General features: G+C 64.7%; 19 protein-coding genes. 18 read left to right on the plus strand and 1 reads right to left on the minus strand.

What is annotated here, in order from left to right; translation table 11 throughout:
* Positions 1-4: 4 nt before the first annotated feature.
* Positions 5-823, minus strand: a complete 819-nt coding sequence (suhB, locus tag P0Y43_RS05900; protein WP_275636365.1) for a type III secretion system regulator SuhB — start codon at positions 821-823, stop codon at positions 5-7.
* Between the two features lie 151 nt (positions 824-974).
* Between suhB and trmJ the strand changes: the two genes are divergently transcribed.
* From trmJ to bamB, 18 genes are all read left to right on the plus strand, one after another.
* On the plus strand, positions 975-1,745 hold the full coding sequence (trmJ, locus tag P0Y43_RS05905) for a tRNA (cytosine(32)/uridine(32)-2'-O)-methyltransferase TrmJ (protein WP_275636366.1): 771 nt from the start codon (positions 975-977) through the stop codon (positions 1,743-1,745).
* 3 nt (positions 1,746-1,748) lie between these two features.
* Complete coding sequence (cysE, locus tag P0Y43_RS05910; RefSeq protein ID WP_275636367.1) at positions 1,749-2,537, plus strand: serine O-acetyltransferase; 789 nt, start codon at positions 1,749-1,751, stop codon at positions 2,535-2,537.
* A 166-nt stretch (positions 2,538-2,703) separates the two neighbouring features.
* Complete coding sequence (gene iscR / locus P0Y43_RS05915) at positions 2,704-3,195, plus strand: Fe-S cluster assembly transcriptional regulator IscR (protein WP_050704358.1); 492 nt, start codon at positions 2,704-2,706, stop codon at positions 3,193-3,195.
* A 50-nt stretch (positions 3,196-3,245) separates the two neighbouring features.
* Positions 3,246-4,460, plus strand: a complete 1,215-nt coding sequence (locus tag P0Y43_RS05920; protein ID WP_275636368.1) for an IscS subfamily cysteine desulfurase — start codon at positions 3,246-3,248, stop codon at positions 4,458-4,460.
* A gap of 46 nt (positions 4,461-4,506) precedes the next feature.
* Positions 4,507-4,893, plus strand: a complete 387-nt coding sequence (iscU, locus tag P0Y43_RS05925) for a Fe-S cluster assembly scaffold IscU (RefSeq protein WP_003443374.1) — start codon at positions 4,507-4,509, stop codon at positions 4,891-4,893.
* A 29-nt stretch (positions 4,894-4,922) separates the two neighbouring features.
* Positions 4,923-5,246, plus strand: a complete 324-nt coding sequence (iscA, locus tag P0Y43_RS05930) for an iron-sulfur cluster assembly protein IscA (RefSeq protein ID WP_023630636.1) — start codon at positions 4,923-4,925, stop codon at positions 5,244-5,246.
* Positions 5,247-5,254: 8 nt separating this feature from the next.
* The gene (hscB, locus tag P0Y43_RS05935) at positions 5,255-5,776 is read left to right on the plus strand and encodes a co-chaperone HscB (protein WP_275636369.1); all 522 of its coding nucleotides are present in this window, start codon (positions 5,255-5,257) and stop codon (positions 5,774-5,776) included.
* 43 nt (positions 5,777-5,819) lie between these two features.
* The gene (gene hscA, locus P0Y43_RS05940; RefSeq protein WP_275636370.1) at positions 5,820-7,682 is read left to right on the plus strand and encodes a Fe-S protein assembly chaperone HscA; all 1,863 of its coding nucleotides are present in this window, start codon (positions 5,820-5,822) and stop codon (positions 7,680-7,682) included.
* A gap of 3 nt (positions 7,683-7,685) precedes the next feature.
* Positions 7,686-8,027 carry an ISC system 2Fe-2S type ferredoxin gene (gene fdx / locus P0Y43_RS05945; protein WP_043208095.1) on the plus strand — a complete coding sequence of 114 codons (342 nt, stop codon included), beginning with the start codon at positions 7,686-7,688 and terminating at the stop codon, positions 8,025-8,027.
* Positions 8,028-8,036: 9 nt separating this feature from the next.
* The gene (gene iscX / locus P0Y43_RS05950; RefSeq protein WP_003257859.1) at positions 8,037-8,237 is read left to right on the plus strand and encodes a Fe-S cluster assembly protein IscX; all 201 of its coding nucleotides are present in this window, start codon (positions 8,037-8,039) and stop codon (positions 8,235-8,237) included.
* 88 nt (positions 8,238-8,325) lie between these two features.
* Entirely contained in the window at positions 8,326-8,751 is a 426-nt protein-coding gene (gene ndk, locus P0Y43_RS05955) for a nucleoside-diphosphate kinase (protein WP_011532343.1), read from the plus strand.
* Between the two features lie 28 nt (positions 8,752-8,779).
* Positions 8,780-9,925, plus strand: a complete 1,146-nt coding sequence (rlmN, locus tag P0Y43_RS05960; RefSeq protein WP_275636371.1) for a 23S rRNA (adenine(2503)-C(2))-methyltransferase RlmN — start codon at positions 8,780-8,782, stop codon at positions 9,923-9,925.
* 13 nt (positions 9,926-9,938) lie between these two features.
* Positions 9,939-10,700: a type IV pilus biogenesis/stability protein PilW gene (pilW, locus tag P0Y43_RS05965; RefSeq protein ID WP_275636372.1), complete on the plus strand. Its 762-nt coding sequence runs from the start codon at positions 9,939-9,941 to the stop codon at positions 10,698-10,700.
* On the plus strand, positions 10,697-11,707 hold the full coding sequence (locus P0Y43_RS05970) for a RodZ domain-containing protein (protein ID WP_275636373.1): 1,011 nt from the start codon (positions 10,697-10,699) through the stop codon (positions 11,705-11,707). Before pilW ends, P0Y43_RS05970 begins: the two co-directional genes overlap by 4 nt.
* 3 nt (positions 11,708-11,710) lie before the next feature.
* Positions 11,711-12,820 carry a flavodoxin-dependent (E)-4-hydroxy-3-methylbut-2-enyl-diphosphate synthase gene (gene ispG, locus P0Y43_RS05975; RefSeq protein ID WP_275636374.1) on the plus strand — a complete coding sequence of 370 codons (1,110 nt, stop codon included), beginning with the start codon at positions 11,711-11,713 and terminating at the stop codon, positions 12,818-12,820.
* A 24-nt stretch (positions 12,821-12,844) separates the two neighbouring features.
* A complete protein-coding gene (gene hisS / locus P0Y43_RS05980; RefSeq protein ID WP_275636375.1) occupies positions 12,845-14,134 on the plus strand; it encodes a histidine--tRNA ligase in 1,290 nt (429 codons plus the stop codon).
* 39 nt (positions 14,135-14,173) lie between these two features.
* A complete protein-coding gene (locus P0Y43_RS05985) occupies positions 14,174-14,815 on the plus strand; it encodes a tetratricopeptide repeat protein (RefSeq protein ID WP_275636376.1) in 642 nt (213 codons plus the stop codon).
* Positions 14,790-15,959: an outer membrane protein assembly factor BamB gene (bamB, locus tag P0Y43_RS05990; protein ID WP_275636377.1), complete on the plus strand. Its 1,170-nt coding sequence runs from the start codon at positions 14,790-14,792 to the stop codon at positions 15,957-15,959. Before P0Y43_RS05985 ends, bamB begins: the two co-directional genes overlap by 26 nt.
* The last annotated feature ends 55 nt before the right edge of the window (positions 15,960-16,014 follow it).

Raw genomic sequence — 16,014 nt, forward strand, 5'->3', positions numbered from 1 at the left:
GCCCTCAGCGCTTCATGTATTCCGGCAGGTGCGGCTGGATCGCCGTCAGCACCGCCTTGAAGCACTTGATGTTGCCCGCCACGATGTGGCCCTTGTCGAGGAACTCGTGGCCCCCGTTGAAATCGCTGACCAGGCCACCGGCTTCCTGGATCAGCAGCACGCCTGCGGCCATGTCCCACTCCGACAGGCCCGACTCCCAGAAGGCGTCGTAACGGCCGGCGGCCACGTAGGCCAGGTCCAGCGCGGCGGAACCAGCGCGGCGGATGCCAGCGGTCTGGCCGGTCAAGGCGCGGAACATGCCCAGGTAGTTGTCCAGGTCGGCCATCTGGTTGTCGCGGAACGGGAAGCCGGTGCCCAGCAGGGCGCCTTCCAGGCTGCTGCGCGAGCTGACGCGCAGGCGGCGGCCGTTGAGCTGCGCGCCACGGCCACGGCTGGCGGTGAATTCTTCCTGGCGCACCGGGTCGACGATCACGGCGTGCTCGAGGCGGCCACGGTATTTACAGGCGATGCTGACAGCGAAGTGAGGAACGCCACGCAGGAAGTTGGTGGTGCCATCCAGTGGGTCGATGATCCACAGGTAGTCTTTGCCTTCTTCACCGGTACCGGCGTGCAGGCCGGTCTCTTCACCCTGGATGGAGTGGTTCGGGTAGGCCTTGCGCAGGGCGTTGACGATGGTCTGCTCGGCGGCGCGATCGACCTCGGAGACGTAGTCCTTGGCCTCTTTCTCGTCGACCTTGATGCTGTCCAGGCGTTCGATGGAGCGGAAAATCAGTTCACTGGCGCTGCGAGCGGCGCGCAGGGCGATATTCAGCATAGGCTGCATGGGCGTTTCACCTGGGGATGTTAAAGAAGAAAGCCGCATAGTCTATCAGAAAACTGTTCCGGCAGAAGGGCGACATTCGCTTTCATGGCGTAACGTCCGTCGCTTAGGTAAGATCATCGCCCCCTTTATCCGCATCTGTGAGCGCACCACCTTGCTGCAGAATATTCGTGTTGTTCTGGTCAATACCAGCCACCCCGGCAACATCGGCGGCGCTGCGCGTGCCATGAAAAACATGGGCTTGTCGCGCCTGGTGCTGGTTCAACCACTGGATTTCCCCGCGGTCGACGCCACCGCGCGCGCGTCCGGCGCCGATGACGTGCTGGAAAACGCCCAGGTGGTCGATAGCCTCGAAGAGGCGCTGGTTGGCTGCAGCCTGGCCATTGGCACCAGCGCCCGTGAGCGCAGCATCCCGTGGCCGCTGCTCGACCCCCGTGAATGCGGGGCCAAGACGGTCGAGCAGGCCAGCACCGGCGAGGAAATCGCCCTGGTCTTCGGTCGCGAACACGCCGGCCTGACCAACGAAGAACTGCAGCGATGTCACTTCCACGTGCACATTCCCTCGAACCCCGACTTCAGCTCGCTGAACCTCGCGGCCGCCGTTCAGGTGCTCGCCTACGAGGTGCGCATGGCCTGGCTGGCCGCCGCAGGCTCGCCGTCGAAAGTCGAGAAGTTCGAAGCCAACTCGCTGCGTGCCGGCGAACTGGCGACCATGGACGAAATGGAGCTGTTCTACGACCACCTGGAGAAAACCCTGGTGGACATCGGCTTCCTCGACCCCGAGAAGCCCAAGCACCTGATGCCGCGCTTGCGCCGGCTGTATGGGCGCAGCTCGGTCAATCGTTCGGAAATGAGCATTTTGCGCGGCATCCTCACCGAGACCCAGAAGGTCGCAAGGGGCGAGCCGCATAAGCGGAAGGACTGACAGATGTTCGAACGTCTGCGTGAAGATATCCAGAGCGTATTCCACCGTGACCCGGCGGCGCGCAACGCCTTCGAGGTATTGACCTGCTACCCCGGCATGCACGCCATCTGGCTGCACCGCCTGGGGCATGCCCTGTGGGTGCGTGACTTCAAGTGGCTGGCGCGCCTGGTGTCGAACTTTGGCCGCTGGCTGACTGGCATCGAGATCCACCCCGGCGCCACCATCGGCCGGCGCTTCTTCATCGACCACGGCATGGGCATCGTCATCGGCGAGACCGCCGAGATCGGCGACGACGTCACCCTCTACCAGGGCGTGACCCTCGGCGGCACCAGCTGGAACAAGGGCAAGCGCCACCCGACCCTGGAGAACGGCGTGGTGGTCGGCGCCGGGGCCAAGGTGCTGGGGCCGTTCACCGTCGGCGCCGGGGCCAAGATCGGCTCCAACGCGGTGGTCACCAAGGCGGTGCCGGCTGGCGCCACCGCGGTGGGCATCCCGGGGCGAATCATCGTCAAGACCGAGGCGGATGATGCCGTCGAGGCCAAGCGCAAGGCCATGGCCGAGAAGATCGGCTTCGACGCCTACGGCGTCAGTGGCGACATGCCCGACCCGGTGGCCCGCGCCATCGGCCAGATGCTCGACCACCTGCAGGCGGTCGACGAGCGCCTCGAAGGCATGTGCGGCGCGCTGACCAAGCTCGGCAGCGACTACTGCGCCAAGGAACTGCCGGCCTTGCCGGAGGACGATTTCGCCGAAACCACGCCGCTGGCCCAGGGCGACACTCAGCCGCATTGATTCCGCCAGCTGACACATGGGGCGTGTGCTCGCGCCCCTGGTCTGCTATCATCGCGCCGCCTTCCCGCTGCAATCCCGACTAAAGCACTAGGTCTTATAGTTGACTTAAATGCTCGGGAATCGCATACTCGCACACATCCTGTAACTCCCGTGGTACCCATTAGCCATGCGACTGACTACCAAAGGCCGATACGCCGTGACCGCCATGCTCGACCTGGCGTTGCACGCGCAGCATGGGCCGGTGTCTTTGGCCGACATTTCCGAGCGCCAGGGCATTTCCCTCTCTTATCTGGAGCAGCTGTTCGCCAAGTTGCGCCGCAGCAGCCTGGTCTCCAGCGTGCGCGGCCCGGGCGGCGGCTACCAGTTGTCGCGGGGCATGGAAACCATCCAGGTGGCCCAGGTCATCGACGCGGTCAACGAATCGGTCGATGCCACCCGTTGCCAGGGCCTCGGGGACTGCCACGCCGGTGATACCTGCCTGACCCACCACCTGTGGTGCGATCTCAGCCAGCAGATCCATGAATTCCTCAGCGGCATCAGCCTGGCCGACCTCGTCATGCGCCGTGAGGTGCAGGAAGTCGCCCAGCGCCAGGACCTGCGGCGTGTCGCCGGTCGTGTTGCCCAGCTGGACAAGATTGAGACGTCCGCCGTCGACTGAACCCACCCAAGCGACGAGCGAAGACGCCACCGCCTGATAGGAGATACTCAATGAAGTTGCCGATCTACCTCGATTACTCCGCGACCACTCCGGTCGATCCTCGCGTCGCCCAGAAGATGGCCGACTGCCTGCTGGTCGACGGGAACTTCGGTAACCCGGCGTCGCGCTCCCACGTCTTCGGCTGGCGTGCCGAAGAAGCGGTCGAGAACGCCCGCCGCCAGGTCGCCGACCTGGTCAATGCCGACCCGCGCGAGATCGTCTGGACCAGCGGCGCCACCGAGTCCGACAACCTGGCCATCAAGGGTGTCGCGCACTTCTATCACACCAAGGGCAAGCACATCATCACCTCGAAGATCGAGCACAAGGCGGTGCTGGACACCACCCGCCAGCTCGAGCGCGAAGGCTTCGAAGTCACCTACATCGAGCCTGGTGAAGATGGCCTGATCACTCCGTCCATGGTCGAGGCGGCCCTGCGTGACGACACCATCCTGGTGTCGGTGATGCACGTGAACAACGAAATCGGCACCATCAACGACATCGCCGCCATCGGTGAACTGACCCGCTCGCGCGGCGTGCTGTTCCACGTCGATGCCGCCCAGTCGACCGGCAAGGTCGAGATCGACCTGCAGAAGCTCAAGGTCGACCTGATGTCCTTCTCCGCCCACAAGACCTATGGCCCGAAAGGCATTGGCGCGCTGTACGTCAGCCGCAAGCCGCGCGTGCGCCTGGAAGCCACCATGCACGGCGGCGGTCACGAGCGCGGCATGCGCTCCGGCACCCTGGCCACCCACCAGATCGTCGGCATGGGCGAAGCCTTTGCCATCGCCAAGCAGGAAATGGCCAGCGAGAACACCCGCATCAAGGCCCTGAGCGACCGCTTCTTCAAGCAGGTCTCGGGCCTGGAAGAGCTGTACGTCAACGGCAGCGAGACTGCCCGTGTGCCGCACAACCTGAACCTGAGCTTCAACTACGTCGAAGGCGAGTCGCTGCTGATGTCCCTGAAAGACATCGCCGTGTCCTCCGGTTCGGCCTGCACCTCCGCTTCGCTCGAACCGTCCTACGTGCTGCGTGCCCTGGGCCGCAACGACGAGCTGGCGCACAGCTCCATCCGCTTCACCTTCGGCCGCTTCACCACCGAGGAAGAAGTGGACTACGCCGCGAACAAGGTCGTCGAAGCCGTGAACAAGCTGCGTGAACTGTCGCCGTTGTGGGATATGTACAAAGACGGCGTCGACATCTCCAAGATCGAGTGGGCCGCCCACTAAGCAGTCGCCAGCAAGAGCGGCTCCCTGATGAGGAAGGAATTGCACCATGGCATACAGTGAAAAGGTCATCGACCACTACGAAAACCCACGTAACGTCGGCAAGATGGACGCCGAGGACCCGGACGTCGGTACCGGCATGGTCGGCGCGCCGGCCTGCGGCGACGTGATGCGTCTGCAGATCAAGGTCAACGAGCAGGGCATCATCGAAGACGCCAAGTTCAAGACCTACGGCTGCGGTTCGGCCATCGCCTCCAGCTCCCTCGCCACTGAGTGGATGAAGGGCAAGACCCTGGACGAGGCCGAGACCATCAAGAACACCCAGCTGGCCGAAGAACTGGCATTGCCGCCGGTCAAGATCCACTGCTCCGTGCTCGCCGAAGATGCCATCAAGGCAGCCGTGCGTGACTACAAGCAGAAGAAAGGCTTGATCTGAGACACCTGTCGCTAAGGTAAGGAGTTCCGATGGCTATCAGCATGACAGAAGCCGCCGCCAACCACATTCGCCGCTCCCTCGACGGGCGCGGCAAGGGTGAGGGCATCCGCCTGGGCGTGCGCACCACCGGCTGCTCGGGCCTGGCCTACGTGCTGGAGTTCGTCGACGAGCTGGCCGCCGAAGACCAGGTGTTCGAGAACCACGGCGTGAAGGTCATCATCGACCCCAAGAGCCTGGTCTACCTCGACGGCACCGAGCTGGACTTCGTCAAGGAAGGGTTGAACGAAGGCTTCAAGTTCAACAACCCCAACGTGCGCGGTGAGTGTGGCTGCGGCGAAAGCTTCAATGTCTGAGGCTTGATGTGGGTACTCCTTGTCATTTCGCCCTGTTTGACCTCCAGCCAGGCTTCCGTCTGGACCTCGACAAGCTGGCCAGCCGCTACCGCGCGCTGGCCCGCGAGGTCCACCCGGACCGCTTCGCCGACGCTTCCGAGCGCGAGCAGCGGGTAGCCCTGGAAAAGTCCGCCGCCCTCAACGACGCCTACCAGACCCTGCGTAGCGCGCCGCGTCGCGCCCGTTACCTGCTGGCCATCAGTGGCCACGAGGTGCCCCAGGAAGTCACCGTGCACGACCCGGACTTCCTGCTGCAGCAGATGCAGTGGCGCGAAGAACTCGAAGAGCTGCAGGACGAAGCCGACCTGGACGGCGTTGCCGTGTTCAAGAAGCGCCTGAAGGTCGCCCAGGACACGCTCAACGAAGATTTCGCCGCCTGCTGGGATCAAGCTGCCGAGCGCGACAAGGCTGAACGCCTGATGCGCCGCATGCAGTTCCTCGACAAGCTCGCCCAAGAAGTGCGCCAGTTGGAAGAGCGCCTCGACGATTAACCCCGGCGTTGCCCGTGATGACGCCTAAGGTATTCAGATAAGCATGGCCCTACTGCAGATCGCCGAACCCGGTCAGAGCCCCCAGCCGCACCAGCGCCGCCTGGCGGTGGGCATCGACCTGGGCACCACCAACTCCCTGGTCGCCGCCGTGCGCAGCGGTCGCAGCGAGCCGCTGCCCGACGCGCAGGGCGAGGTCATCCTGCCGTCCGCGGTGCGCTACCTCGATGGCCGCATCGACGTGGGCCAGGCCGCGCGTGGCGCCGCCTCCAGCGACCCGCTGAACACCATCCTGTCGGTCAAGCGCCTGATGGGGCGCGGCCTGGCGGACGTCAAGCAACTGGGCGAACAGTTGCCCTACCGCTTCGTCGGTGGCGAGTCGCACATGCCGTTCATCGACACCGTCCAGGGGCCGAAAAGCCCGGTGGAAGTGTCTGCCGATATCCTCAAGGTCCTGCGTCTGCGTGCCGAGCAAACCCTCGGTGGTGAGCTGGTGGGCGCGGTGATCACCGTGCCGGCGTACTTCGACGACGCCCAGCGCCAGGCCACCAAGGACGCCGCGCGCCTGGCCGGCCTGAACGTGCTGCGCCTGCTCAACGAGCCGACCGCCGCCGCCGTGGCCTATGGCCTGGACCAGAACGCCGAAGGCGTGGTGGCCATCTATGACCTGGGTGGCGGCACCTTCGATATTTCCATCCTGCGCCTGACCGCCGGCGTCTTCGAAGTGCTGGCCACTGGCGGCGACAGCGCCCTGGGTGGCGACGACTTCGACCACGCCATCGCCGGTTGGATCATCGAGCAGGCCGGCTTGTCGTCCGACCTCGACCCGTCCGCCCAGCGCCAGTTGCTGCAAACCGCTTGCGCGGCCAAGGAAGCCCTCACCGACGCCGACGCGGTCAGCGTCAGCCACGGCGCCTGGCAAGGCGAGCTGAGCCGCGCCGCCTTCGAAGCCCTGATCGAGCCGCTGGTCGCCCGCAGCCTCAAGGCCTGCCGCCGCGCTGTGCGCGACAGCGGCGTGGAGTTGGAGGAGGTCGGCGCGGTGGTCATGGTGGGTGGCTCGACCCGCGTGCCGCGTGTGCGCGAGGCGGTCGGCGCGCTGTTCGGCCGTACCCCGTTGACCTCGATCGACCCGGACCAGGTCGTGGCCATTGGGGCCGCGATCCAGGCCGACACCCTGGCCGGTAATCGCCGCGAGGGTGGCGAATTGCTGTTGCTGGACGTCATCCCGCTGTCCCTGGGCCTCGAGACCATGGGCGGGCTGATGGAAAAGGTGATCCCGCGCAACACCACGATCCCCGTGGCCCGCGCCCAGGAGTTCACCACCTATAAAGACGGCCAGTCGGCGATGATGATCCACGTCCTGCAGGGCGAGCGCGAGCTGATCAGCGACTGCCGCTCGCTGGCGCGTTTCGAACTGCGCGGCATCCCGGCGATGGTCGCGGGTGCGGCGAAGATTCGCGTGACCTTCCAGGTCGATGCCGATGGCCTGCTCAGCGTCTCGGCCCGCGAGCTGGGTTCGGGCGTGGAGTCGAGCATCCAGGTCAAGCCGTCCTACGGCCTGACCGACGGCGAGATCGCGCGCATGCTCAAGGATTCCTTCGAACATGCCGGGTCCGACAAGCAGGCGCGCCAGCTGCGCGAGCACCAAGTCGACGCCGAGCGCCTGCTCGAAGCGGTGCAAGGCGCGCTGGACGCCGATGGCGAGCGCCTGCTCAGCCCCGAGGAGCGCGAGGCCATCGCCTTCCAGATGCAAGAATTGCGTGATTTGCTCAGCGGCACCGATGGCGCGGCCATCGAGCAGCAGACCAAGCGTCTGTCGCAGGTGACCGATGCTTTTGCCGCCCGCCGCCTTGATTCGACGGTCAAAGCCGCACTGGCCGGGCGCAACCTGAATGAGATCGAGGAGTAACCGATGCCCCAGGTGATTTTCCTGCCGCATGAGAAATTCTGCCCGGATGGGCTGGTGGTGGAGGTGGAGCCCGGGACCAACATCCTGGAACTGGCCCACGAGCACCACATCGAGATGGAAAGCGCCTGTGGTGGCGTGTGCGCCTGCACCACCTGCCACTGCATCGTGCGCGAGGGCTTCGACTCGCTGGAAGAGGCCGACGAACTGGAAGAAGACATGCTGGACAAGGCCTGGGGCCTGGAAGCACAGTCGCGCCTGGCCTGCCAGGTGATCGTTGGCGAGGAAGACCTCACCATCGAGATTCCGAAATATTCGCTCAACCATGCCGCAGAAGCGCCGCACTGAGGGTTCAGCATGAGTCTGAAATGGATTGATGTACTTGAGATCGCCATCCAGCTTGCGGAAAGCAAGCCGGAAGTCGATCCTCGTTACGTGAATTTCGTCGATCTGCACCGTTGGGTGCTGGCCTTGCCAGAGTTCAGCGACGATCCGTCACGCGGCGGTGAGAAGGTGCTCGAGGCCATCCAGGCGGCCTGGATCGAAGAAGCCGACTGAGCGTGTCCTGCAGGTTAGGCAATCCCCTGGAACCCGCGTATAATTCGCGGGTTTAATTTTTCGCAACACTCATTTTTTGGAGTTTTCCATGGCTGTTCAACGTACTTTCTCCATCATCAAGCCTGACGCCGTTGCCAAGAACGTGATCGGCAAGATCACCACTCGTTTCGAAGAAGCCGGCCTGAAAATCGTCGCCTCGAAAATCAAGCAGCTGTCCAAGGCCGAAGCCGAAGGCTTCTACGCCGAGCACAGCGCTCGTGGCTTCTTCGGTGACCTGGTTGCCTTCATGACTTCCGGTCCGGTCGTCGTTCAGGTTCTGGAAGGCGAGAACGCCATCGCTCTGAACCGTGAGCTGATGGGCGCCACCAACCCTAAAGAAGCGGCCCCAGGCACCATCCGCGCCGACTTCGCCGAGTCGATCGACGCCAACGCCGTTCACGGTTCGGACTCCGAAGCCGCTGCTGCTCGCGAAATCGCTTACTTCTTCGCTGCTACCGAGGTAACCACTCGCTAAGCGAAAGCTGACGAGTGAGGGTGAATCCATGACGACATCTACTGGCAAAATCAACCTGTTGGGGCTGACCCTGCCGGAAATGGAACAGTTCTTCGACTCGATCGGGGAGAAGCGCTTCCGTGCCGGTCAGGTGATGAAATGGATTCACCATTTTGGCGTCGATGACTTCGCCGCCATGACCAATGTCGGCAAGGTCTTGCGCGAAAAGCTCGAGGCCGTTGCCGAGATTCGGGCACCGGAAGTGGTCAGTGAAGACATTTCCGCCGACGGTACCCGCAAGTGGGTGGTCCGCGTTGCCTCCGGCAGCTGCGTCGAAACCGTCTACATCCCCACCGACGACCGCGGCACCCTCTGCGTCTCGTCCCAGGCCGGCTGCGCCCTGGACTGCAGTTTCTGCTCCACCGGCAAGCAAGGCTTCAACAGCAACCTCACCGCCGCCGAAGTGATCGGCCAGGTGTGGCTTGCGAACAAATCCTTCGGTACCGTCCCTGCCAAGATCGACCGCGCCATCACCAACGTGGTGATGATGGGCATGGGCGAACCGCTGCTGAATTTCGACAATGTCATCGCCGCCATGAAGATCATGATGGACGATCTGGGCTATGGCATCTCCAAGCGCCGCGTCACCCTGTCCACCTCGGGCGTGGTGCCGATGATCGACGAACTGGCCAAGCACATCGACGTGTCGCTGGCCCTGTCGCTGCACGCGCCGAATGACGAGCTGCGCAACCAGCTGGTGCCGATCAACAAGAAGTACCCGCTCAAGGTCCTGCTCGAGTCGTGCATGGGCTACATGGCCACCCTGGGCGGCAAGCGTGTGCTGACCGTCGAGTACACCCTGCTCAAGGACGTCAACGACCAACCCGAGCATGCGGCCCAGATGATCGAGCTGCTGCGCGACGTGCCGTGCAAGATCAACCTGATCCCGTTCAACCCGTTCCCGCACTCCGGCTACGAGCGGCCAAGCAACAATGCCATTCGTCGCTTCCAGGACCTGCTGCACCACGGCGGCTTCAACGTCACCACCCGTACCACCCGTGGTGAAGACATCGACGCCGCCTGCGGGCAATTGGTCGGCCAGGTCATGGACCGTACCCGCCGTAGCGAGCGCTACATCGCCGTACGCCAGCTGAACGCCGACGGCGAGCAGCAAGACAGCGCCGTGCGCCACTGACCGGGACCCGCCCATGACCCTGCGCGCCGCGCTGTCGATCCTGTCGCTTTCGCTGCTGGCCGGCTGCGTGTCCAGCGGAACGGGCGACCCACTGGCCAGCCGCCAGGGGCGTGCAGAGGCGGGGCAGGCCTACGTGCAGTTGGGCCTGGGTTATTTGCAACAAGGTTTGACCGAGCAGGCCAAGGCCCCGCTGCGCAAGGCGCTGGACCTCAATGCCAGCGATGCTGATGCCAACGCCGCCCTGGCGCTGGTGTTCCAGGCCGAAGGCGAGCCCACGCTGGCCGACGACTACTTTCGCAAGGCCATGGCCCAGCGCCCAGGCGACACGCGGATACGTAATAACTACGGCAGCTTCCTCTACGCTCAAGGCCAATTTCACCAGGCCGAGCAGATGTTTCGCCAAGCGGCCGCCGATACCCTGTATCCTGAGCGTTCCCGGGTCTACGAGAACCTCGGCCTGACAGCCCTCAGGCAAGGGCGCCGCGAACAGGCGCACGAATACCTGGAAAAAGCCCTGCGGCTCAACCAGCGGCAACCCAGGGCGCTGCTGGAAATGGCTGAGTTGTCCTACGAAAACAGGCATTATGTGCCCGCCCGTGACTATTACGAGCGCTTCAGCCAGCAGAGCGATGCCAATGCCCGCAGCCTGCTGCTGGGCAGCCGCCTTGCCCGAGTCTTCGAAGAACACGGCACGGTGGCCGAACTGGGCCAGCAATTACAACGACTTTATCCCGGTACGCCGGAATACCAGCAATACCTGTCGGAGCAACGATGAAAGCCGCGCACCCCGAAGTAGCAGCAGCGACTCGCCAGAACCCCGGTGAAGTCTTGCGCCAGGCCCGCGAGACCCGGGACTGGTCGCAGGCCGAAGTGGCCCGCAAGCTCAACCTCACGGTAACTTCGCTGAACCACCTGGAAACCGGCGCCTTCGACAAGCTTCCCGGGCATACCTTCGCCCGTGGCTACATCCGCGCCTACGCCAAGTTGATGGACATGGACCAGGCGCCGCTGGTCGAGGCGTTCGACCAGTACACCGGCACCCATGCCAAGGGCAGCGAAGTGCACGCCCTGGGCCGTATCGAGGAGCCGGTGCGGCTCTCCCACAACATCCTGCGTGTGGTCAGCCTGCTGCTGCTGGTGGCAGTGATCGGTGGTGGCTTCCTCTGGTGGCAGGACCAAGGCAGCCTGCGCACCCAGGACCTGGCCAAGATCGCCTTGGAGCATGTCGAGGTCGAAAGCGCCGACGGCACTACCCAGATCCACCCGCTGGACGAGCCTGAAGACCAGGCCGTGACCGCTGGCCAGCAGCCGGAAAGCGCGCCATTGCCGCTGGAACAAGCACCGGTCGAGCAGGCTCCCGCGCCTGTCAGCGAGGCTGCCCCAGCCGCGGCCCACGCCCCGGCTGCAAACCCGGCATCGACCGCTGCAGCCGCCACGGTCCCGGTGGCTCCTGCCCACGTGCCGGCACCTGCCCCAGCCCCGGCCGCACCTGTCGCCAGTGTGCCGGCCAACGCCGCACAGCCGAGCGTGTTGCCGGCGGGTGATGGCAAGGTCGCCATCCAATTCACCGCCGATTGCTGGACCCAGGTCACCGACGGCAACGGCAAGGTGCTGTTCAGCGCCATCAAGCGCAAGGGTGACAGCCTGGAACTGACCGGCAAACCGCCGTTCGCGGTACGCCTGGGCTTCGCCCGTGGCGCCCAGGTCAGCTACAACGGCCAGGCTGTCGACATTGCCCCGTTCACCAGTGGCGAGACCGCTCGCCTGAAGTTGGGACAGTAAGCCATGCACGGCGAATCTCCGATCAAACGTCGCGAATCCCGGAAAATCTGGGTCGGCAATGTACCGGTGGGCGGCGATGCGCCGATCGCGGTGCAGAGCATGACCAACACCGACACCAACGACGTCGCTGCCACCGTCGGGCAAATCCAGCGCCTGGTCGATGCCGGCGTGGACATCGTCCGCGTCTCGGTGCCAGACATGGACGCCGCCGAAGCCTTCGGCAAGATCAAGCAATTGGTCAGCGTGCCGCTGGTCGCCGACATCCACTTCGACTACAAGATCGCGCTGCGCGTGGCGGAGCTCGGTGTCGATTGCCTGCGCATCAACCCCGGCAACATCGGCCGTGAAGACCGCGTGCGTGCGGTGGTCGATGCCGCCCGCGACCGTGGCATCCCGATCCGTATCGGGGTCAATGCCGGCTCCCTGGAAAAAGACCTGCAGAAAAAGTATGGCGAACCGACCCCGGCGGCGCTGGTCGAGTCGGCGTTGCGCCATGTCGAGCACCTCGACCGCCTGGACTTCCAGGACTTCAAGGTCAGCGTCAAGGCCTCCGACGTGTTCATGGCCGTCGAAGCCTACCGCTTGCTGGCCAAGCAGATCGTCCAGCCGCTGCACCTGGGGATCACCGAAGCCGGTGGCCTGCGCTCGGGGACGGTGAAATCCGCCGTCGGCATCGGTATGCTGCTGGCCGAAGGCATCGGCGATACCATCCGCATTTCCCTGGCCGCCGACCCGGTCGAGGAAGTGAAGGTCGGCTACGACATCCTCAAGTCGCTGCACCTGCGTTCCCGTGGCATCAACTTCATCGCCTGCCCGAGCTGCTCGCGGCAGAACTTCGATGTGGTCAAGACCATGAACGAGCTGGAAGGGCGCCTGGAAGACCTGTTGGTTCCGCTGGACGTGGCCGTGATCGGCTGCGTGGTCAACGGCCCGGGCGAAGCCAAGGAATCCCATGTCGGCCTGACCGGCGGCACCCCCAACCTGGTGTACATCGACGGCAAGCCGGCACAGAAGCTGACCAACGACAACCTGGTGGACGAGCTGGAAAAGCTCATCCGCCAGAAAGCGGCCGAGAAGGTCGAGGCCGACGCGGCGTTGATCGCCCGTGGCTGATACACAGATTCGTAAGGATTTTTCGTGAGCAAATCGCTGCAAGCCATCCGTGGCATGAACGACATCCTGCCTGAGCAGTCGCCGCTGTGGCGCTACTTCGAGGGCACCGTGGCCGGCCTGCTGGACACCTACGGCTACAGCCAGATCCGTACGCCGATCGTCGAGTTCACCGAGCTGTTCAAGCGTTCGATCGGTGAAGTCACCGACATCGTCGAAAAAGAGATGTACACCTTCGAGGACCGCAACGGCGATTCGCTGACCCTGCGTCCCGAGGGCACCGCCGCCTGCGTGCGCGCCGTGCTCGAGCATGGCATCACCGGCAATGGCCAGGTGCAGAAACTGTGGTACATCGGCCAGATGTTCCGCCACGAGCGCCCGCAGAAAGGGCGCTACCGCCAGTTCCACCAGATCGGCGTGGAGGTGTTCAACCTCGACGGCCCGGACATCGACGCCGAGCTGATCATGCTGACCTGGCGCCTGTGGGGCCTGCTGGGCATCCAGGACGCGGTCAAGCTCGAGCTCAACAGCCTGGGCACCAGCGAAGCCCGCGCGCGCTACCGTGACGCGCTGGTCGAGTTCCTCTCGGCGCGCCTGGAGCAACTGGACGAAGACAGCCAGCGTCGCCTCATGAGCAACCCGCTGCGCATCCTCGACAGCAAGGACCAAGGCACCCAGGCGGTGCTGGTCGGCGCGCCGAAGCTCGAGGACTACCTCGACGAAGATTCCCGCGTGCACTTCGAGGGCCTGAAGGCCCGCCTGGACGCCGCCGGCATCCCGTTCGTGATCAACACCAAGCTGGTGCGTGGCCTGGACTACTACAGCAAGACCGTGTTCGAGTGGGTCACCGACAAGCTCGGCGCCCAGGGCACCGTCTGCGCTGGTGGCCGCTACGACGGCCTGGTCGAGCAGATGGGCGGCAAGCCGACCCCGGGCGTGGGCTTCGCCATGGGCATCGAGCGCCTGATCCTGCTGCTGGAGACCCTGGGCAAGGTGCCGGAGTCGATCAGCCGTACCCTCGACGTCTACCTGTGCGCCTTTGGCGAGCAGGCTGAGCTGGCCGGCCTGAAGATCAGCGAAGGCCTGCGCGACCGCCTGCCGGGCCTGCGCCTGGCGGTCAACGCCGGTGGCGGCAGCTTCAAGAGCCAGTTCAAGAAGGCCGACAAGAGCGGCGCGTTGTTCGCGCTGATCCTGGGGGACGACGAGCTGGCGCAACAAGTGGTAGGTTTCAAGCCCCTGCGTGGCCAGGGCGAACAACAGAACATTGCCTGGGATGCTCTGGCCGAGCACCTGGAAGCTGCTCTCGCGCAGGCGTGAAGCGGTCAAACAGCCGAATTGCTGAAAAGGAGTATTGGGGTGTCGAGTACCGATGATGATGGCCTGGCCGCGGCCAAGGACTGGTGGAACCGTAACGGCAAGCCGCTGCTGACCGGTGCCCTGCTCGCCGCCGCGGTGGTGATGGGCTGGCAGGCCTGGCACAAGTACCAGAGCAACCAGTCGCAAGGCGCCTCGGCGTTGTACCAGGCGCTGCTGGAAACCACCCTGACGCCGACCGGCCAGCCTGACGCGACCAAGGTCGCCGAGCTGTCCGGCAAGCTCAAGAGCGAGTTCGCCGGCACCGCCTACGCCCAGTACGGCAGCCTGTTCGTGGCCAAGGTCGCGGTCGACAGCGGCAAGCTGGACGACGCCGCCGCCGAGCTCAAGGGCGTGCTGGACAAGCCTGCCGATGTGACCCTGGGCGAGATCTCGCGCCAGCGCCTGGCCCGCGTGCTCGCGGCCCAGGGCAAGGCCGAGGACGCCCTCAAGCTGCTCGACGGCGACGCCGACAAGGCGTTCCTGGCCAGCCGCGAAGAATTGAAGGGCGACCTGCTGGTACAGCTGGGCCGCGCCGACGATGCCCATAGCGCTTACGAAAAAGCCAAGGCCGCGCTGTCCGACGACGCCGCGATCGGTGGCCTGCAACTGAAGCTGGATGACCTGGCCAAAGGGGACGCTTGAAGTGATCGGTTGGAAACAAGCAGCAGTGCTCGCCCTGGCCGTCCTGGCCGCGGGTTGCAGCAGCAACAGCAAGAAGGAACTGCCTCCGGCCGAACTGACCAAGTTCACCGAGGAAGTGGTGCTGAAGAAGCAGTGGAGCCGTTCGATCGGTGACGGCCAGGGTGAGACCTACAACACCCTGGTGCCGGCCATCGAGAACGACCGTATCTACGCCTCCGACGTCAATGGCCTGGTCTTCGCCCTGAACCGTCTCGACGGTGACGTGGTGTGGAAGAAGGACCTTGAGCTGCCGGTCTCCGGCGCGGTCGGCGTGGGCTACGGCATGGTCATGCTCGGCACCCTGAAGGGCGAGGTGGTCGCGCTGGATTCGAGCACCGGTGAAGAACGTTGGCGCTCGCGCGTCACCAGCGAAGTGCTGGCACCGCCCGCCACCAACGGTGACGTGGTGGTGGTGCAGACCCAGGACGACCGCCTGATCGGCCTCGACTTCGCCACGGGCGAGCGTCGCTGGATCTACGAAAGCACCCCGGCCGTGCTCACCCTGCGTGGCACCGGTGCGCCGGTGGTGACCAACCGCCTGGCGGTGGCCGGCCTGTCCACCGGCAAGGTGGTCGCGGTCGACACCCAGAACGGCGTGCCGGTGTGGGAGAGCCGCGTGGCCATCCCGCAGGGCCGTTCCGAACTGGACCGCGTGGTGGATATCGACGGCGGCCTGCTGCTGTCGGGTGAAACTCTGTACGTCAGCACCTACCAGGGCCGCGTCGCCGGTCTCGACCTGCAGAGCGGCCGTGTGCTGTGGCAGCGCGATGCCTCCAGCTACGTCGGTGTCGCCCAGGGCTTTGGCAACGTCTACGTGAGCGAGGCCTCGGGCACCGTGGAGAGCGTCGACGAGCGTTCCTCCAGTTCCCTGTGGAGCAACGACGCCATGGCGCGCCGGCAACTGTCGGCGCCGGAAGTGTTCTCCAGCTATGTGGCGGTGGGTGACTTCGAGGGTTACCTGCACCTGCTCAGCCAGGTCGATGGCCGCTTCGTCGGCCGTGAGCGTATCGACAGCGATGGCCTGCGCGCCCGGCCCCTGGTGGTCGGCGACACCATCTATGTCTTTGGCAACAGCGGCAAGCTCGAGGCATTGACCATCCGCTGAAGCTAAGCTTGGGGTCTCACGGCCCCGGGCTGCGGCGCATGAAGCGCTGCCCGAA

This window comes from Pseudomonas entomophila, assembly GCF_029193575.1.
GTDB lineage: Bacteria > Pseudomonadota > Gammaproteobacteria > Pseudomonadales > Pseudomonadaceae > Aquipseudomonas > Aquipseudomonas entomophila_G.